Genomic DNA, 18072 nt, shown 5'->3' on the forward strand with positions numbered 1-18072 from the left:
AATTTAAATCCTTTCCTACTGCTCTTTATTTAAGATATGACATAGATCATCTCTTAGAACAATTCCATCGTCTTCTATCAGATAGGCCATGTGCTCCCAGAAGGGCAATTCTTGTTCAAGGGGTTCTTCCAAGGCAAGTACTTGATCATTCAAGTTTGCCGCAATCTCTTCGACTGCATCTTGCTCAATCTCATAAAACTTCGCTTTCAAAAGAAAGATGCTTGATAGAAAGAGCGAATAAGAAGAATTAAAAGCTTGCAAGGAAGAATTGACAAAAACTCTATCTTCTTGAAAAACTTCTCTTCCTTCTTGATTGCAAAGCAAAAAGATCTGCTCTTTTTCTCCAATCACAAAAGCACCTAAAAAACATTGCCCAAAAAGACTGTACTTTTCAGAACCTTTCCTAAGTTCCACCAGCTCCTGTTCAGTTTTGATAAAAGAAAATCCCATTTTGGAATAATCTTCTAAATAAGCAAAGAGGTTGAAAAGAATCTCATCAAAACTAAAGATTTTCTCCTCTGAAGGCACCACACAAAAACCGTTCTCTTTCACTAATTCATCGATATTCCCAGTCATTTCTCAATCCTTTCTTCTGATAACTAGCTCTGAGGTTGTTCACATAAGAGCTAGTCAAGACCCCAGTCCAGTTCCAAACACTTGGCTACATCCTCAAAATAATCATCCCAGGCCCATTTGTAATCCTTCCGACTCAATAGATAATCCACATACTTTTCATTATTCCAACTCTCTGTATAGATAGAAAGAGCTCGCCTTTTTCTAGCATCTTGGATTGTCGCAATTTTTTTCTGAGCCTTCTTTGACCGTTCACTCAAATTGTTTATATAGAGAATATCCGGATCCTCAGGACAAATGGTCTCCGTCAAGTCACACCTTGTAAACCCGACAAAACTGAGATGAGCCTCTGATAGATCTTTTCTACTTTCTTTGTCTTCGACCCAAAAGTACATTCAGACAGTTTTCCAATGATTTTATTAGACTGAAATTCTGGTAGGGGAAAGAAAATATCGTGCATCCTACACTTTTTAAAGAGACAATCCCTCATCTCACTGACATTCTCCAAAAGAGGACGCTCCATCTGACAAGAAAGAAAGGTAGACGATATAATGTGACTGTCATAAAATAAAGTTCCATTTAAATTGCATCGTTTGAAAGTACAGTTTCGAATAACTGTATGATCTTTGAAGCTGATTTCCCTCAAATCACAGTTTTCAAAGAAGACATTGTCAAAGATACAGTTTTCAAACACGAATCGTGAACTCTCTAGTATTCTGATGCTTGTTTCCTTAAAGTGCTGATTCCGAATAAAACGAATCCTTCTTGCTTCCTCTATTAGATTTTCAATCGATAGCTTCTCACCACTGTTTAGGATGATCTGTCCATCCTTTATGATAATCCCATCTTTCTCAACCATCTCCTGCTCCATCTTCTCATACTTCTCTTATAACCGACTACACCTAGTAGTATGCGATTTCTCCTAAACCATATTCTAATATTTCAAGACTATTGAGGGAGAATTTAAAGCCTCTACCATGCTCCGAGTCCTCTTTCAGTCCAAATTTCAAGCCGAAAATTAAATCTATATCCCTTTGCTCAGACAAGATAAAAATGGAAAGGAGTCTTGCACTTGCTAATTCTGTAAATTCCTTCTGAATTTTTGCCAAAGCTTTTGGATACCATACTGATGATTGATCCAGGAGATTATCTAGTTTTGCTCTGTAAGACGGAGTCAACTCCTCATTGATAACCTCTAAAGAATCACTTAAAGTAAGGCAGATATTTTCTCTTTCCTCTGGAATCGATACAAACATCTCGTTATGGACATCAAATTGATATTCTCTCATCATTTTCTCTCCTAATGCTATCAGTCATCAGATACCATTTCGCTAATCAGCCTAGCTAATCATTAAAGGGCATAAAATTATCGTGCTGATTATAATAATTCAAAGCATCAACCAAGTTTTGGAGACTTGCATCTGGCTTTTCTTCGAGCGCTACGGTGAGAACATCAATCAACTGCTCTCCATAGTAGACTAGCTGGAGGTTTTGTTCCGCCACTTCTGTCGGGTAGACATCACGGTCTTCCACGACATCTGGATAATTTGATACCCAATATAGGCTATTAAGTGTTAGTTCTCCATCCTCCTTGGCATAGAGACAAAAATCATCTGATGATAACTTGTCCACACGCACCTGCTCGATAATCTGCTCAAGTGAACGTTCTAAATATTTACGCATCATTTCTCCTTTTTAGTCTCACGCTTCAACAAAGGAATTCAAAAAAATCCTCCAAAGATGGCCATTGACCATACACCTCAGCTGTTTCTTCTAGAACATAGAAATACACCTTGCCATAATCCTCTTCCCTTAGAGAAAGAGCATAGTTACCCGATCCAGGATCATAGGCAAAATGGAGAAGATCTGCGCCCTTAAATCCAGCAGGCACAGCCTCATCGTCAAACCATGTAAGAGACTTTTTAATTTCGTCAAGTGAATTAAAGGAATTGAAAGGAAAGAGATGACAATCATCGTGAACACCCCTTACTTGGGGCTGGACTCCGTTGTGCTGGAGATAAAAGCCCAACATAGTTTTTGGCAATTTCTTCCCAAGAATCTCCTCAAATTGTAAAAGGTCTTCTTTTGAAATCGGTGAATCTGCTTCCAGCACTCTAAACATGATTACTCCCTTCCAGTTTTACAATTCTTCCTCTAAAATCTTGTCAATAAAGTCATAGACGTTTGCAGCTACTTTCTGCATTTCTAAGGAACCTAAAGCACCTAAGTCATTTTCATAAATGGAATCATCTGCATTTTTCTTGATAAAATAAGCCAAATCTCCCTCTTGACCAATCAAAAAGAAGTCTGGTTCATCTACTTCTATCTGATAGGTCTCATTACGCTCTAATAGATCCTCATTAGCATATAAACAGATACCTGAGTCACCAATCTTATAAGGATCCACTTCGTCCCATTCTGATAAAAACTGATAATAGAGATTTGGTAACACAAATCCGAACTCATTTCTTTTCATAACTTACCTCCACATATTCACTAAATACCAACTATGCTACTTCAAAGACCAGCCACCATCAATCGTCAAGATTTGCCCCTGCATGGCGCTTGCTTTTCCGTTTGCTAGAAAAAGTGTAAGATCTGCTATTTCCTCTGGCTCAATCCAGCGCTTGATAGGCGTTTCACTAGCCACCCAGTCAGCTAAGCCACCGGGTTCAAAGTCGGCAGCTGTCATAGCTGTCTTGACAGCACCTGGAGCAATCCCAAAGACCTGAATTCCAGCTTCCGCATAGTCTAGAGCCAACTGCTTGGTAAATCCAGCCAAGGCATGCTTAGAGGAAGTATAGGCGTGTCCACCTCCGCCAGCTAGACTTGAAGCAATCGAACACATATTGATAATGATTCCTTTTTTATTTTCCAGCATTTGTATCAAATAATGTCGTGTCATTTCAACTGGAGTCACATAGTTGATTTCAAAAATCTCTTGAATTTCCTGTGCTGATTGTTCCAAAAGCGGTTTATAATCATCCAAAACTCCAGCAGTATTGCACAAAACATCCACCTGAGGGCACCAGTCAAAAACAGGTTTCAAGTCCAAGGTCAAATCTCTCTGTAAAAAGTGGAAATCACCATCTAAAACTGGATTTTCTCCTTGATCCACACCATAAACTTGATAGCCATTCTCTAAAAAGAGACGAGCTTGAGCCAGACCGATCCCTGAACTCACTCCCGTAATCAATACGCGTCTAGTCATGCACTTCTACCCAATCCGTCGCCAAAACATCACAAGGTGTCGGACTCCACATGGAAAAACCTTCCCCTTCTCCAGACACGTTGATTAGGAAATAAGGCGTCACTTCAAGTGCAACCCCGTTTTGTTCGATAGTGTCAAAGAGTTGCACATAGTTTTCAGCCCCTCCCCAACCAGTTCGTACATATTTTTTCTTGGCCTTTAATCCAGGCAGGATTTCTTCAAAAGTCATGCTGTTCTCCTTTAATGCTACATTCTTAGTTTAATTATAACAAAAAACCGTTTTCCAACGGCTTTTTGACTGTATCTTACTTCAATAAAACTAATAGCTATCCAATTTTTTATTATTTTAGTTCAATCAATTTATTGTAGATTTTCTCGGTCAGTTCTTTCTGTTGCGTTCCTGTTAAATGGTGAGAAGTGCGAATTAATACAGTTCCATAAACATAGTGTGATCCTGGATTTAAAGCAGTTCCATCAAAAGCACTGATATAAGTATTGCGTTTTTCTGCATCTTCTTTTGTCTTATAAACCTCTATATTTCCTCCAACATCATTGCCTTTCTGAACAATATCTGAGCCTTCTACAGATTCAGTCACTTGATTGTCAACAAAATATACAGACGCTGTATACCCACCTTGTTTATTCAATTTTTTATTAGGGTCATTATCCTCCGTAACAGATTGTACTCCAGTAATTGATTCAATTTCTTTGAGCCTTTCTTCAATAAAAGAACTTGAAGGATTTGTAATTTGTTTTAATTGAAGAATGCTATTTTGATAATGAGTCTGTTTGTCAGATAAATTCTTTTTTGTTTCACTATAATCTAATGGTTGACTTAATTCTTCAATTTGCTTTTCAATTTGCTCAGTTTGTTTTTCAATATCTGGTATTTTACGAAGTGAATCTTTGCTATCCTTTATAGTTGATTTCAATTCTTCCAATGTCTTAGAATCAAGAGGTTCTTCATTATTCTCAATAACCTTTTCAGCCTCAGCTATTTGATCTTCAACTTCTTTATTCTTTTCATTTAAATCCTTTACTACATCTTCAAACTTAGTTACAGCAGCTTGATGAGGCGCATAAGATAAGAAATAGTATCCTGTTGCCAAACCTAAAGCAATAAAAATGATAAGCCCGACCATCATTGATTTCTTCATTTTAAACTCCTTGAATTATAAATAATTTTTTTATATTTTAATATGTTATTTGATAAATTTCAAGTTTGTAAAGCTATTCAATCAACTCATTGTCTATTAAAAAAACGATAACCACTTTGCAGTAATTACCGTTGATTTTTTTGATTAGTCTTTCCCACCAAGTCTACTATTGATGGTCATCATGATGCTGGCTATTTTCTCACCCCAGTAAGGATCAGAAGCATAGCGAACATTCATTCCGGTCGCCTTGTTTCCAAGGTGGTCTCTGCCGTAGTCAATGTAATTCTCACGAATCCACTTGGCAGCTCCTAGAATTCCTTTATCCACATTATCAAAGCTCTTGGCTGAGAGATAAGGGCTCGTATCATAAGCCGCAATACCAAAGAAGTTGTTCTTATCTCTGGCAATTTGACTGCGACCCCAAGCACTTTCAAGGGCACTATGGGCCATCAAGTAAAGGGCATTGACACCGTAACGTTCCTCAGCTTCTTTGAAAGTCGCTCCTTTACCTGCTAGAGGACTATCCTGCAAGTTCATCATGGAGTAAATTTTATTCAACTCAGCTGCACTATAATTACTTGGCTCTCTCAAGTTTTTATAGAGGAAAGGATTTTTAACCGTAAAGCCATCAAAATGCTCACCATCAGTCGAGTAGTACTTCTTACCAATAACCATAGCAGATGTGTGTGGAGCTACTTTGATACTCGTATAAGGAGAGAGTTCATGATAGAGGAATTTCCCATCACTAGTATAATGTGGGATAAACTCGCTTCCTTCGTCCACAGCTGTCAAATCACTTTGATTCATATAGCCAGACAAGCCAGAAATCGAAACTGCAAGTCGGCCGCCTTTTCGCGTCGAGCTATCCAGTGAAACAATGCTTCCTTGGTTAATGTAACTCAAGATTTCTCCAGATGCACTATAGACATAGGCTGTAATTGGTTTAACTTTGTAATACTTGGTTTTATCCGCAACATGCCATCTACCAGAAGCATCCAAGGTATGACCATCCACAGTTTCATTTTTTGCCATATAACCGCCGGATTTAAGGTAATACCATGATTGGTCGGATGAATCGTAGATTAATTCTTTCTCAGCCATCTTTCCATTTGACTTGAGGTAGAACCAATTGTTCTTGTACCATACCCACTCACTCGCAGCCATATAACCACCAGATTTGAGATAGTAGTAACCATTATCCCAGAGCCATTCTTTATTGGCATAATTTCCATCAGAGTTAATATAGAACCAAGAGTTATAATTCTTGTCAAAGAGCCACCCTTTGCCAGCTTTTGCTCCACTGCTCGTCACATAACTGCGGTCAATCCAAGTTTCCGTAGAGAGGTAGCCGCCTGATTTGAAATGGTAATCCTTGCCTTTGATGGTTTGCCAACCTTTTTCAGCATAGGTTCCGTCAGCTTTCAAGTAAAACCAAGAGTTATAAGTCTTGTCAAAGAGCCATTCCGATTTCAATTTAGCTCCACTTTTAGCAACATAGAAGCGGTCAATCCAGCGCTCGGTAGAAAGATAGCCGCCTGATTTGAAATGGTAATCTTTTCCATCAATTGTTTGCCAGCCTTTTTCAACATAGTCGCCTTCGGCATTGAGATAGAACCATGATTCGTAGTTCTTATCGAAAATCCAGCTTGTTTTCGCCTTATGGCCACTTGAAGTTACATAAGATTTTCCAAGCCAGGTATTTGTAGCCAGATAACCACCCTGTTTGAAGTAATAATCTTTCCCTTTAACTGTTTGCCAACCGTTTTCTGCGTAGTTGCCATCCGCTTTCAGGTAGAACCAACTGCTATAATTAGCATCATAGATCCAAGCCTGTTTTACCTTATTTCCTTTATCAGATAGGTAGTGAGAGCCATGCCAGGTATTTTTTAAGATTTTACCTTGTGAATTGATGTAGTACTGGTTCTCACCTTGAGTAATCCACTCATCTTTGGCCATTTTCCCGTCTTCTTTAAGGTAATATTTTTCCTGACCTTGTTGAATCCACTCATTTTGAGCTTTCTGACCATCAGACTTGAGATAATACCAGGATTCTTGTTCCTGATTAAATACCCACTGTTCCTTGGCTTTAGCACCACTTTCAGTCACATAGTACTGGCCAATCCACGTTTTCGAAGCTAATTTTCCAGCTTCGTTAAAATAGTAATCCTTACCAGCAACAGTCAACCAACCGTTTTCTGCACGTTGACCATCTTCTTTAAGATAAAACCAGTTCTGATGCGTTTGGTCAAAAAGCCATTGCTTGGTTGCTGGTTTCCCGTCTGATTTGAGGTAGGTCTTTCCTTGCCACGTCCCCTCTTCTGCTTTTGCTGTCTCCACTACAGTAAAAAAACACCCCAATAAGCCAGCACTTACTAGGGCCACTTTCCATCGTTTCATTTAAATGCTCCAATAACGTTTTCTAATCCCTATTGTAACATAGTTAATCGACGGAAATATTACAAATTGATGAAGATTCTATTTCTTGTTGACGATAAGGAAGACCTAGCTTATCTCAGACTGGCTTTGACTTCCTTGCGTAATTCTTCCAAACTGCTAATGCCGTATTTATCCATGACTTTTGGTAAATTTTCAATAATATCAGGACAGGCATATGGATTGGTAAAGTTGGCTGTTCCAACTCCGATGGCAGAGGCACCAGCCAGATACATTTCTATCGCTGCTTCAGCCGAATCCACTCCCCCCATTCCAATGATGGGAAGGTCGGTTGTTTGGGCGACTTGGCGGATGAGTTTGAGGGCTACTGGAAAGACTGCTGGTCCAGACATTCCACCTGTTCCATTGGCTAGGATTGGTTTTCTTGTTTTGAGGTCAAAGCGCATACCGACTAGAGTATTGATCATGGTTAGGCCACTTGCTCCTGCATCTTCTGCGGCTTTGGCGATGGTGACAACATCCGTTACACTAGGGGTTAATTTAACATAAACTGGCACATCAGAGGCTTCCACAGCTGCTTTTACCACTTCATAAGCTAGATCAGGATCTTGTCCAATCAAAAGTCCATGATTACCGTGATCCACATTCGGACAAGAGATATTAAGCTCGATAGCTTTTACATTTGCAGCCTTAGAAATTCCTCGAGAAACGGCAGCGTACTCTTGTTTTGAAAAGCCTGCAACATTTGCGATGATGGGAAGCGTAGGATACTCTCTTTCCAGCCAAGGCAACTTTTCAGCTAAAACAGCTTCTAAACCAGGGTTTTGCAAGCCGATTGCATTGAGCATACCGGCAGGTGTCTCTGCAACTCTGGGAGTTGGATTCCCAAAACGCGGTTCAAGTGTCGTCGCCTTGATCATAATAGAGCCTAAAAGGTCCAAATCATAGTACTTGGCATACTCTTGGCCAAAACCAAAACAGCCTGATGCTGGAATGATGGGATTTTTTAAATCCAAACCAGGGAGAGAAACTTGTAAACGATTTCTAGTCATGATTTTCTCCTTATAATACAACTGTTCCTGTGCGGAAAACAGGGCCATCTTCACAGACACGTTGGCTGACGGTTTCACTATCTGGGACTTTTAGGACACAGGCATAGCAAGCTCCCATCCCACAAGCCATACGAGATTCCAGAGATAGATAGGCTCTTGGATGATCATAAAATCTTTGATTGATATACTTCATCATTCCAGGAGCCCCACATGAGTAAACAGCATCAAATTGACTGTCTAAGTCATTGATAACGACTGACACATTTCCCTTGATGCCATAAGAACCATCATCTGTCGTTACAAAAACCTGCCCATATTGGGCCAATTCCTTTTCGAGAATAACAGCATCCTTAGTCGCAAAACCGAGGACTGTCACTACTGTCACCCCACGCGCATGCAATTCCTTGGCTACTTCTAGCAAGGGTGGAACACCAATCCCACCACCAACGAGGAGGACTTGACTCTGATTGTCTAAATCAGACAAGTCAAAACCATTCCCCTGAGGCCCCATCACATCAAGAGTATCTCCCTGCCTTAAGGTTGAGAAAATAGCTGTCCCAGCCCCCTCAATCCGATAAATGAGGTGACACTGCTTGTTTGCCTTGTCAATAGACGAAATTGAAATAGGACGGCGCAAGAGATGGGCATCATCAGGCACGCGCAGATGGAGAAATTGGCCTGCTCGCATGGCTTCAACCATTTCTCCTTCTAGGACTAATTCATAGATTGCTGGCGCAATTTCCTCCTGTGCAACCACTTTCATGGTTTCCAAACGAATCGCACCCATACGCTTCTTACATGTGGGATTCATGATTTTCCTCCTTAAATTTTAAGGGGACCAGATAAAGAAAAGACCTTGCTATTGCAAGGTCTCAGTCGAGATAGGACAGAACTCATGGACACACCTAAAAAGTCTCCACAGAGAATTCCCTATCACTTTTATCTGACACCTTGTGAGTCTCTCTGGACTCCCCTTAAAGGTTAAATTTGTATTAGTATACTCTTTCAAAGTAAAAAAGTCAAGTAGAAAACGAACATTCTACTTGACTTGTGATCTATTAACCAATTTGCAAACTATTAAAATCACCAATAAAATTTTCTAAGTCTCTCATAGAAGTTTGAATTTTTACCACCCTTCCATTCCATCTATCTTCAAAGCTGACTATCACTTCATTGTAATTGGTGTCAAATTTAAAGTTTCCATGAGAAATAGCATTCCTAATTTTTGTACAAACAAATTCTTTATTTAAATCGTGAGTTATCATTTTCTGATTACCAAATTTTAAATAATAATCATTGGCAAAATCAATCATATCCTGATCATCATAGACAAATTTTGAAACATCTAATTCGCTATAATCAAGTTCGGGCAAATCATCATCCTCTAACCTTAAGGCAAAATTAAATATTTTTAAAATTGTAAACATGTAGCGGAAAAATATTATCGACTCTGAGTCCTCTTGCAATTCATCCAAACTTCTCAAAATATCGTTTTTGCCTTCTTCTAGCTTTCCTTCCGAGTATAGAGTAAAACAATTTATAATTCTATCGTTCAATTGTCGTATATGCACAAAGAAGTTTGATATTTCCGTCTCTGGATCACAGAGTGCTTTGTAAAGATATGGTAAATGTTCCTTATCTCCATTCTCTTTTTCGATTATATTATGAAGAACACTAATTTTTTTTTCATCCAATATCTGCTCTTCAACTCTAAAATCACTAGAGTTTAAGAAATCATCCATTCTTTGCAAACCAAATTCACTATCTAAATCCGATTGATAATCTAAAAACTGAATCATCGGATGAATTTGTCCAGGGATATATTGAACTGAATCATTCTCGAAAGTTACTACAGTAAAAACATGATGCGGTTTAAATTCATGTTCCTTGAAAGAAAAATTACTTATGAATGAATGTTTATATGGTAGCCCCAAGACAGATTGATTTGAGTAATATCGACTAATAAATTCATGTATCACAGGCTCTAACGCAATTCCCATATATTTTAGATGTCCTTTATCTTTATTAAAAATACCATATAAAATCATTACACCTGGCTCACACATAGAAAAATTACCATACTGCATATGTGCGAAAGCATTGCGTAATCGTACAATTTCATCATAAATATTTCCAGGCTGTGGTTCAGTGTCAATAATTAGATGAGCAAATCCATCCAAATAAAAGTTGTAATTTTCATTTATGAAATTTCTGTACGATTCATAGTTGATTTCCTTCAAATCCATTTTAAAATTATCAAGGTATTTAAATTGCTTTGTTGCCTTCAAATATTCTTTTTCTAATTTATTTCTATTATATATCATTAAAGATGCATCAAGAAACACTCTAAATTTTGAAAATTCAACAAGAGTTAGCTCACCAAAATTTCTAGAGAATATTTTTTCTTTGATTTTATCAATATCAAGTTTACCCTCGTATAGTTTCGATAGTTCTTCAATAATCTTTGCATTGCTAATCAAATAGTGCGACATTATCAACTTTATACCTTTTCTAATTTATTTTATGAACTCACATTTTATTCCCAAACGCCTTCTTCCGTTCTTCCATAAACTCAATCAACTCTTTTTTGAAAATTTCCTTTTCTTCTTCGATCAGTCCTTTTGAGTCTACTCTCCCATGAAGCGTAAACAGGTTGCGAAATTTCTAGTTTTTCATCCACTTCAACTTAAATAAAGTTTGCTTTTTTATTAGTTCTTTTAAACATTTTAAAAATTCCATTTTTAAGCCTATAAACACTTTTTCAAAAATATCTCGATAAATATATCTATTGGTTATAAAACATAAATATAACCTATAGGTATATCGGTTTTAAAAATAATAATGCTAACTTTTAGCATATAGATTTTTGAAAATTAAATAAAAAGTGTATCTGACAACCAGAGGATTGGTTGTCAAAACTACACTAAACTTCCTACCTTTATTGTAAACGTTTTTGAAAAAGAGTCAAGCAGAAAACGAACATTCTACTTGACTTTACTGGATTATTTTTCACGAATGACTTCAACCTTGTAGCCATCAGGATCTTTGACAAAGTAATAGTTTGGTGGGGTTCCTGGAAGTCCATTAGGCTCTGTAACCTCATAGCCTTTCGCGCTGTGTTCTTGATGAAGTGCCTCAAGGTCAGGTGTACTGAGGGCGATATGAGCAAAGCCATCACCTACCACATAAGGGCCGTGGTCATAGTTATAGGTCAACTCCAACTCGTAGTCATCACCATCAAGTCCTAGATATACAATCGTGAAGGCATGATCTGGAAAATCTCTGCGACGCAATTCTTTAAAACCAAAAGCATCTTGATAAAATGCGATTGATTTTTCAAGGTTTTCTACTCGCAAGCAAGTGTGTAGCATTTTTGAAGCCATAGCTTTCTCCTTTATTTTTAAAAAGACTGGGACAATCCTGTTCCAGTCTTATCAATTATTATTTACCAAGTTTTGCTTTAGCTGCATCTGCAAGAGCAGCGAAAGCTGCTGCATCGTTAACAGCTAAGTCAGCAAGCATTTTACGGTTAACTTCGATCTCAGCCAATTTCAAACCATGCATCAATTGTGAGTATGAAAGTCCGTTCATACGAGCTGCCGCGTTGATACGAGTGATCCACAATTTGCGGAAGTCACGTTTTTTCTGACGACGGTCACGGTATGCATAGTAGTAAGAGTTCATTACTTGTTCTTTTGCAGTACGGAACAAGATGTGTTTAGCTCCATAGTAACCTTTTGCTAATTTAAGAATACGTTTACGACGTTTGCGTGATACAACGCCACCTTTAACACGTGCCATGTTTTATTTCCTCCAAATATTTCCTAGAATTGTTTACTTACTGTTAGGCTATTATTTCAAGCGAGTAAGCATTGCTTTGATACGTTTGAAATCTCCTGAATGCACCATAGATGCTTTACGAAGATGACGACGTTGTTTCTTAGTTTTTCCGTGGAAACGGTGAGAAGTGTAAGCACGGAAACGTTTAAGTCCACCAGAACCTGTACGTTTGAAACGTTTAGCTGATGCGCGGTGTGTTTTTTGTTTTGGCATGATTTTTTCTCCTTTATTTAACTTTCTGACAATTATTTTTTGTCAGTTGCTGGCGCCAACTGCATGAACATTTGGCGTCCATCCATCTTAGCTCGTTGTTCGATGATCGCAATATCTTGTGTTGCTTCAGCAAACTCGGCTAAAACTTTTGCACCAATCTCTTTATGGGTGATCATACGCCCTTTAAAGCGAATGGATACCTTAACTTTATTTCCTTTTTCAAGGAACTTGCGTGCATTGCGAAGTTTTGTGTCAAAGTCACCCTTGTCAATAGTTGGACTCAGACGAACTTCTTTCACAGTAACAACACTTTGTTTTTTACGTTGTTCTTTTTGCTTTTTCTGGTACTCAAATTTGAACTTACCGTAGTCCATAATTTTAGCAACAGGCGGTTTTGCTTGGGGTTGAATTAAAACTAAGTCAACATTCGCACTATCAGCCAATGCTTGCGCTTCGCTGAGTGGCTTGATGCCTAGCTGTTCTCCCTCAAGACCGATCAAGCGAACTTCACGTACACGAATTTCATCATTGATGAATAAGTCTTGCTTTGCTATGGTTTTCACCTCTTTTTTATTATTAGAGAAAAACAATAGCGGACTCGTAATGATACAAGCCCGCACGTTATGATAGCGTTTCTTAGAAACTTTTCATCCGTAGGGCCAGGCAACTTGATGTCACAAGGCGAGAAGCTCTCACTTCTGCTTTTCTCAACTTTTATATGATACCAAGTTTTCTATTCCTTGTCAAGATAAAAAGTCAATTTTTCGAAAAACTTTATCTATTTTATCGCACTGTTTCCATTCGCCAACTATTCCAACCTTTAAAGCGAATGGCTCCTTGCTGGTCTGTTCGGTAAATCTTACTCTTGATGCTTTCTAGTCGTGCCAAGGTTTCCTGATGAGGGAGTTTGGCACGATTGTTCTTGCCCACTGAAATAAGAGTAATTTCCGGTTTGAGCTTCTCTAAAAAAGCTGGACTAGATGAAATCTTTGAACCATGTTGACCTGCTTTCAAGATATCCACCTCTATGGTAGGGTATTGCTTTAAAAGTTCCTGCTCTCCCCTCTCCTTCAAATTCCCAGTAAAGAGAAAGTGCTTATCCAAGAGTTTTCCATAAAGAAGGAGAGAATCATTACGATTCCCATCTCCAATCTGCCTTGTAGATAGGACTTCTAACTGATTCCCAAAAATCGGCAAGTTCTCCCCTGCAGTTACACTGCGTACCTTGGTTTGAGTCGCTTGTAGTTCTGCCACAAATTCCTTCTGTGTCAAACTTCCTTTTGACACTAAAATTTCGCCCACATGGAAAGCATTGGTCACCTCCAGCAAATCTCCAACATGCTCCTTGTCTGTATTGGTCAAAATCAGCTGATCAATCTTATCTACTCCTCGACTTTTCAGATAGGGAATCAAGGTTCTCTTGGCATTGCTGGTTGTCGACTTTTGCTGCCAAGCTTGGATTTTTTTGTCGGATTCTGCCTTTCCGCCCACATCTATGAGAATGTTTTTACCAGTTACATCCCTTAGAAAAATACTTTCTCCCTGCCCTACATCCAGCATGGTAATTTCATTTTCCAGCGGGTGTTTGGTTAAGAAAAAGAACCCTACGATAAAGAGGCTGAATCCTGCTAGTCTTTTGACATTTTTCCTAAAGTCATAGACCAAGGCCAATGAAACTAAGAGAAGAATCAAAAGCCATGCGTTGGGTTGGCCAAAGACCAAGGGCCTACTTGCCATCTGCGATACCAAGTGAATGATGCTCTCTAACCATTCAAAGGCAAGGTTAAGCTGAGTGACTGGGTAAACAAAAGACAGAATGAATAAGATAGACAAAAGCGGTAAGAAAACCAAGTCAAACAAGAAGGAAAAGACAAAGGTCAAAAGGATTGACCAAGGCTGAAATTCTGCAAAATAAAAGGACAAAATGGGCAATATTCCCAAGGAAATTATCAGACTTTCTCTGGCAACAGCCTTGAGCCCCTCCCCTTCTTTGCTTGTCATAGTCAAGATAAAAGCGTAGGCACAGGACAAGACACCTCCTGCTGTCAGGAAAAAGTTGGGCATGATGATAAAGAGGACAAGAACCGTTAAGGCAAAATTGTCCAAGCCCTTAACACCATGTTGGGCTAGTAATTTTTGTAAGAGACTACGAATGACCGAAGCTGAGAACCCTGTCAGACCTGCATAGATAAGGGAAAAAGGGTAGATCAGCCACTTCAACTTTTCTTGAGTCAAGCCCAATCGCAAAAGGAGCTTCTTAAACCCATCCATAAAAAATCCAACCTGCATACCCGACAAGGCAAAGAGATGGATAATCCCTAGACTGGAATAAAGCTCATTCATCTCCTCGAAGTCCGTATCCAGATGTCCAAAAAGAAGACCTGTCATATAGTTGCGCATAGGGTCGGGAAAGTGCGTCTTGATCCAAACTACAGCCTTTCGACGTAAACTGGACAGATTTTCTCCTATATCCCAACTGCTAATCTTTTTCATTGACTGGATACTCTTGATAGTCAAAGTTTGGTAAATCCCCTGAGTTTTCAGATAGGCTTGGTAGTCAAAGCCACCAAAATTCCTCTGGCCTTCTGGTTCCGAAAGTTTTCCTTCTAGTTCTATCTCATAGAGCTCTGTCAAGGCTTGAAATTGCTCTTTCTCCTCCTCGGACTGGAGTTTATAGTAAACTTGGAAAGTACGTCCGTCAGTCTTGCCCCGAAAAGATAGACTATCTCCATTAACCTTAATAGTATCTGGTAAAATTCTCACCTTCTCTACAGACGCAACTAAGTCTTGACTAGCTTGTGTCTGTTGCCAGTTTTGAAACAGAAACCAAAATCCAAAAAATCCACAAATCGCTAAAACTTTACCAGCCGATTTCCAAGGAAATTGGATAAAGAGACAAACTAGCAGAAAAACGAAACCTAGCAGCGCGAGATAAGATACGGAGAAAATGGCGTAGTAAAGCCAAAGCAACAGAAAACTCAGATAGATTAGGGGGATAGGGAAGTTCTTAATCCACCGTAACATAGTCTTTTAACTTTTCTATGGTCTTAGCGCCAATGCCAGAAACTTTCTTTAACTCATCCACCGACTTGAATTTGCCATTCGTCTCACGATGGTCGATAATATCCTGGGCTCGTTTTCCTCCCAAGCCTTTGACCTGCTTGAGTTCTTCCAGACTAGCTTTATTGAGGTTGACCTTCTTTTCTTTACTTGTCGAAGGAGTCGTTCCAGAGGTAGCCTGCTGACTAGCTGCTTCTTCTCCCTTAGTTGGAACATAGACAAGAGCCTCGTCACTGACTTTCTGTGCTAGATTGAGCGACTTACTATCTGCTTCCTCTGTCAATCCACCAGCTTTCTGAACAGCATCATGGACCCGACTTCCTACTGGCAAGTCATAGATCCCCGGTGATTTGACAGCACCTTTGACATCTACTGTAATCAGCTCTTGTTCAAGAGGCTCTTCCTTTTCCTCCTTCTTCACTTCTTTTTCAGACGATGAATCCTTTGAAACGGCCGCGACTTCAGCCTGCAAATTTGTTTCTGTGACGGATTTTTGCGTAGATGGCTTTAGCAAGAAAAATCCGCCCAAGGCCAAACCCAAACCAGCACATATGACAATGATTTTATACTCTTTGATTTTCTCGATAATGACTTCCATATTTTCTCCTCTCTTAAGTTATTCGCAAGAGAAATAAAAAACAGTCGAAAATTTCTTTTCAACTGCTTATTTATTTGCAAAATAGTCTTCCTTAGTCAAGACATAATGAACTCTTGTGATGATTCGACCTGGTTCTTTATTATCCATTCTGGCATAGGGTTCTGCATGGGAAAAGCGCATGCCTGATTTCTGCATGACCTTGCCAGATGCAGGATTTTCCTTATCGTGTAAAGCAACTAACTTATTCATTCCAATCTTCTCAAAAGCCAGCTCAATCACGGCTCGATTGGCTTCTGTTGTCAATCCTTGATTCCAATACTTTTTATTGATAATGTAACCAATAGCTGCCTTCTTAAGAACAGTATCAATCTTGTGCAAATCAATGGTACCGATAAACTGACCATTGCTTTTTAGTTCTATTCCCCACCGTCCCAAGGGATTGGCCAAGTAGAACTGAGCAATGTTATTCTTGGTTTCTTCCAAGCTTTGATTGGTTGGAAAAGTGTAGCGCGTATTTTCTCTGTCCGAGGCATACTCAAACATAGCTTCTGCATCATCCAAAGTTACAGGTCTAAGCACTAAACGCTCTGTCTCCACTATTGGATACTGGGCTAGTTTTAAAAAGATTGATTCCATACTTTCCCTCCTTGGAAAGGATTTTCAACCATTTTAGCAAAAAATAAAGGCCCTAGCAATCAGTTTCTCTTGATTTTTATCCATCTTTTATATAAAATTAGTACATCACAATAAATGATCTGGTTCTCTCTGTGATTGTTATGATTAGAATCCAGATATAGAATAAGGAGACAACCTTTATGTTAATCGGAATTCCAAAAGAAATTAAAAATAACGAAAACCGTGTCGCCCTCACACCTGCTGGTGTCCATAGCTTAGTTTCTCGTGGGCATCGCGTCCTCATCGAAACAAATGCTGGTCTTGGTTCAGGATTTACTGATGCTGATTATCAAAAGCAAGGAGCTGAGATTGTCGCTACTGCTGCTGAAGCCTGGGCTGCCGAATTAGTCGTTAAAGTAAAAGAACCACTAGCTTCTGAATACGGTTATTTGCGCGATGATCTTCTCCTCTTCACCTACTTGCACATGGCCGCTGCGCCAGAATTAGCAGATGCTATGTTAGCAGCAAAAACAACAGGAATTGCCTATGAAACTGTTCGTGATAATCAAGGACAACTACCACTCCTCGTTCCTATGAGTGAAGTTGCAGGTCGTATGGCTGTTCAAATCGGAGCTCACTTCCTTACCAAACAAGCTGGTGGCTCTGGTGTCCTACTTGGTGGTGTACCAGGTGTTCCAAAAGGAAAAGTAACCATTATCGGTGGCGGTGTCGTCGGGACACATGCTGCCCGCATCGCCCTCGGACTTGGTGCTCAAGTGACTATTTTAGATATCAGTGCGAAACGTCTCTCAGTGTTAGAGGAAGTCTTTGGGAACCAAATCCAAACTCTTATGTCAAATTCATTCAACATTGAAGCAAGTGTGAGAGATGCTGATGTGGTAATTGGAGCGGTTCTTATCCCTGGTGCTAAAGCACCGAAATTGGTGACAGATGAGATGGTCAAACAAATGCGTCCAGGCTCTGTCATCGTTGACGTAGCCGTTGACCAAGGTGGCGTTATCGAGACAGCTGACCGTGTGACCACGCACGATGAACCCGTCTATGAAAAACACGGTGTTCTCCACTATGCCGTTGCCAATATCCCTGGTGCAGTTGCTCGTACTTCAACCATCGCCCTAACCAATGTCACTCTTCCTTATATCGAAGCTTTGGCCGGCAAAGGATTCGCACAAGCAATCTCTGAAGATGAGGGCTTGCGTCAAGGTGTGACCACTTATCAAGGTTACTTAACTAGCCTACCAGTTGCTCAAGGACTCGATAAAGATCATACGTCTATCGACGAACTTCTTTAAAGCTAGACACTCATTAAAAAAAAGCAGTTCACATCTGAACTGCTTT

The 18072-nt window shown here is 39.4% G+C and carries 20 protein-coding genes, 2 pseudogenes and 1 other annotated feature; of the genes and pseudogenes, 1 reads left to right on the forward strand and 21 read right to left on the reverse strand.

Annotation, left to right across the window (positions count from 1 at the left end):
- Positions 1–15 precede the first annotated feature (15 nt).
- The 21 genes and pseudogenes from SNAG_RS06170 to SNAG_RS06270 form a co-directional block, all read right to left on the reverse strand.
- A complete protein-coding gene (locus SNAG_RS06170) occupies positions 16–576 on the reverse strand; it encodes an immunity protein (RefSeq protein WP_096407570.1) in 561 nt (186 codons plus the stop codon).
- A gap of 50 nt (positions 577–626) precedes the next feature.
- Positions 627–968: a hypothetical protein gene (locus tag SNAG_RS06175; protein WP_172842361.1), complete on the reverse strand. Its 342-nt coding sequence runs from the start codon at positions 966–968 to the stop codon at positions 627–629.
- A gap of 507 nt (positions 969–1475) precedes the next feature.
- A complete protein-coding gene (locus SNAG_RS06185) occupies positions 1476–1862 on the reverse strand; it encodes a hypothetical protein (protein ID WP_096408866.1) in 387 nt (128 codons plus the stop codon).
- A 55-nt stretch (positions 1863–1917) separates the two neighbouring features.
- Positions 1918–2256 (reverse strand): DUF7716 domain-containing protein, encoded by a 339-nt coding sequence (locus SNAG_RS06190; RefSeq protein ID WP_096407576.1) that lies wholly within the window; start codon positions 2254–2256, stop codon positions 1918–1920.
- A gap of 18 nt (positions 2257–2274) precedes the next feature.
- Positions 2275–2695, reverse strand: a pseudogene (locus tag SNAG_RS06195) (SMI1/KNR4 family protein).
- Positions 2696–2713: 18 nt separating this feature from the next.
- Positions 2714–3049, reverse strand: a complete 336-nt coding sequence (locus SNAG_RS06200) for a hypothetical protein (RefSeq protein ID WP_096407578.1) — start codon at positions 3047–3049, stop codon at positions 2714–2716.
- 36 nt (positions 3050–3085) lie between these two features.
- Positions 3086–3784, reverse strand: a complete 699-nt coding sequence (locus tag SNAG_RS06205) for a 3-oxoacyl-ACP reductase (protein WP_096407580.1) — start codon at positions 3782–3784, stop codon at positions 3086–3088.
- Positions 3777–4013 carry a DUF2829 domain-containing protein gene (locus SNAG_RS06210; RefSeq protein WP_000141913.1) on the reverse strand — a complete coding sequence of 79 codons (237 nt, stop codon included), beginning with the start codon at positions 4011–4013 and terminating at the stop codon, positions 3777–3779. The genes SNAG_RS06205 and SNAG_RS06210 overlap by 8 nt, the downstream gene beginning before the upstream one ends.
- Positions 4014–4125: 112 nt before the next feature.
- Positions 4126–4941, reverse strand: coding sequence for an EbhA (locus SNAG_RS06215; protein WP_096407582.1), 816 nt, complete (start codon positions 4939–4941; stop codon positions 4126–4128).
- Positions 4942–5085: 144 nt separating this feature from the next.
- The gene (locus tag SNAG_RS06220; protein WP_096407585.1) at positions 5086–7338 is read right to left on the reverse strand and encodes a glucosaminidase domain-containing protein; all 2253 of its coding nucleotides are present in this window, start codon (positions 7336–7338) and stop codon (positions 5086–5088) included.
- A 110-nt stretch (positions 7339–7448) separates the two neighbouring features.
- A complete protein-coding gene (locus SNAG_RS06225) occupies positions 7449–8435 on the reverse strand; it encodes a dihydroorotate dehydrogenase (RefSeq protein ID WP_172842394.1) in 987 nt (328 codons plus the stop codon).
- The gene (locus SNAG_RS06230) at positions 8398–9198 is read right to left on the reverse strand and encodes a dihydroorotate dehydrogenase electron transfer subunit (protein ID WP_096407590.1); all 801 of its coding nucleotides are present in this window, start codon (positions 9196–9198) and stop codon (positions 8398–8400) included. Before SNAG_RS06230 ends, SNAG_RS06225 begins: the two co-directional genes overlap by 38 nt.
- Before the next feature lie 247 nt (positions 9199–9445).
- Positions 9446–10867 (reverse strand): hypothetical protein, encoded by a 1422-nt coding sequence (locus SNAG_RS06235; protein WP_157740121.1) that lies wholly within the window; start codon positions 10865–10867, stop codon positions 9446–9448.
- Positions 10868–10916: 49 nt separating this feature from the next.
- Positions 10917–11021: pseudogene (locus SNAG_RS10040) on the reverse strand (helix-turn-helix domain-containing protein); the annotation flags it as partial.
- A 368-nt stretch (positions 11022–11389) separates the two neighbouring features.
- The gene (gene gloA / locus SNAG_RS06240; protein WP_096407595.1) at positions 11390–11770 is read right to left on the reverse strand and encodes a lactoylglutathione lyase; all 381 of its coding nucleotides are present in this window, start codon (positions 11768–11770) and stop codon (positions 11390–11392) included.
- A gap of 58 nt (positions 11771–11828) precedes the next feature.
- Positions 11829–12188, reverse strand: a complete 360-nt coding sequence (gene rplT / locus SNAG_RS06245; RefSeq protein ID WP_000124832.1) for a 50S ribosomal protein L20 — start codon at positions 12186–12188, stop codon at positions 11829–11831.
- A gap of 51 nt (positions 12189–12239) precedes the next feature.
- On the reverse strand, positions 12240–12440 hold the full coding sequence (gene rpmI / locus SNAG_RS06250; RefSeq protein ID WP_001125942.1) for a 50S ribosomal protein L35: 201 nt from the start codon (positions 12438–12440) through the stop codon (positions 12240–12242).
- 32 nt (positions 12441–12472) lie between these two features.
- Positions 12473–13003, reverse strand: a complete 531-nt coding sequence (gene infC / locus SNAG_RS06255; RefSeq protein ID WP_000848184.1) for a translation initiation factor IF-3 — start codon at positions 13001–13003, stop codon at positions 12473–12475.
- A 15-nt stretch (positions 13004–13018) separates the two neighbouring features.
- Positions 13019–13150, reverse strand: a sequence feature (ribosomal protein L20 leader region).
- Between the two features lie 73 nt (positions 13151–13223).
- Positions 13224–15464, reverse strand: coding sequence for a DNA internalization-related competence protein ComEC/Rec2 (locus tag SNAG_RS06260; RefSeq protein WP_096407597.1), 2241 nt, complete (start codon positions 15462–15464; stop codon positions 13224–13226).
- Entirely contained in the window at positions 15448–16098 is a 651-nt protein-coding gene (locus tag SNAG_RS06265; protein ID WP_096407600.1) for a helix-hairpin-helix domain-containing protein, read from the reverse strand. The genes SNAG_RS06260 and SNAG_RS06265 overlap by 17 nt, the downstream gene beginning before the upstream one ends.
- A 66-nt stretch (positions 16099–16164) precedes the next feature.
- The gene (locus tag SNAG_RS06270) at positions 16165–16734 is read right to left on the reverse strand and encodes a GNAT family N-acetyltransferase (RefSeq protein ID WP_096407603.1); all 570 of its coding nucleotides are present in this window, start codon (positions 16732–16734) and stop codon (positions 16165–16167) included.
- Between the two features lie 179 nt (positions 16735–16913).
- Here SNAG_RS06270 and ald point away from each other — a divergent pair, with 179 nt between their 5' ends.
- Entirely contained in the window at positions 16914–18026 is a 1113-nt protein-coding gene (gene ald / locus SNAG_RS06275) for an alanine dehydrogenase (RefSeq protein ID WP_096407605.1), read from the forward strand.
- Positions 18027–18072 lie beyond the last annotated feature (46 nt).

This window comes from Streptococcus sp. NPS 308 (assembly GCF_002355895.1).
Classification (GTDB): domain Bacteria; phylum Bacillota; class Bacilli; order Lactobacillales; family Streptococcaceae; genus Streptococcus.

Bases quoted from the DNA above. Each gene is read 5' to 3' on its own strand.
- SNAG_RS06170 (WP_096407570.1), bottom strand. From the start codon at position 576: ATGACTGGGAATATCGATGAATTAGTGAAAGAGAACGGTTTTTGTGTG.
- SNAG_RS06175 (WP_172842361.1), bottom strand. From the start codon at position 968: ATGTACTTTTGGGTCGAAGACAAAGAAAGTAGAAAAGATCTATCAGAG.
- SNAG_RS06185 (WP_096408866.1), bottom strand. From the start codon at position 1,862: ATGAGAGAATATCAATTTGATGTCCATAACGAGATGTTTGTATCGATT.
- SNAG_RS06190 (WP_096407576.1), bottom strand. From the start codon at position 2,256: ATGCGTAAATATTTAGAACGTTCACTTGAGCAGATTATCGAGCAGGTG.
- SNAG_RS06200 (WP_096407578.1), bottom strand. From the start codon at position 3,049: ATGAAAAGAAATGAGTTCGGATTTGTGTTACCAAATCTCTATTATCAG.
- SNAG_RS06205 (WP_096407580.1), bottom strand. From the start codon at position 3,784: ATGACTAGACGCGTATTGATTACGGGAGTGAGTTCAGGGATCGGTCTG.
- SNAG_RS06210 (WP_000141913.1), bottom strand. From the start codon at position 4,013: ATGACTTTTGAAGAAATCCTGCCTGGATTAAAGGCCAAGAAAAAATAT.
- SNAG_RS06215 (WP_096407582.1), bottom strand. From the start codon at position 4,941: ATGAAGAAATCAATGATGGTCGGGCTTATCATTTTTATTGCTTTAGGT.
- SNAG_RS06220 (WP_096407585.1), bottom strand. From the start codon at position 7,338: ATGAAACGATGGAAAGTGGCCCTAGTAAGTGCTGGCTTATTGGGGTGT.
- SNAG_RS06225 (WP_172842394.1), bottom strand. From the start codon at position 8,435: ATGGCCCTGTTTTCCGCACAGGAACAGTTGTATTATAAGGAGAAAATC.
- SNAG_RS06230 (WP_096407590.1), bottom strand. From the start codon at position 9,198: ATGAATCCCACATGTAAGAAGCGTATGGGTGCGATTCGTTTGGAAACC.
- gloA (WP_096407595.1), bottom strand. From the start codon at position 11,770: ATGGCTTCAAAAATGCTACACACTTGCTTGCGAGTAGAAAACCTTGAA.
- rplT (WP_000124832.1), bottom strand. From the start codon at position 12,188: ATGGCACGTGTTAAAGGTGGCGTTGTATCACGCAAACGTCGTAAACGT.
- rpmI (WP_001125942.1), bottom strand. From the start codon at position 12,440: ATGCCAAAACAAAAAACACACCGCGCATCAGCTAAACGTTTCAAACGT.
- SNAG_RS06260 (WP_096407597.1), bottom strand. From the start codon at position 15,464: ATGTTACGGTGGATTAAGAACTTCCCTATCCCCCTAATCTATCTGAGT.
- SNAG_RS06265 (WP_096407600.1), bottom strand. From the start codon at position 16,098: ATGGAAGTCATTATCGAGAAAATCAAAGAGTATAAAATCATTGTCATA.
- SNAG_RS06270 (WP_096407603.1), bottom strand. From the start codon at position 16,734: ATGGAATCAATCTTTTTAAAACTAGCCCAGTATCCAATAGTGGAGACA.
- ald (WP_096407605.1), top strand. From the start codon at position 16,914: ATGTTAATCGGAATTCCAAAAGAAATTAAAAATAACGAAAACCGTGTC.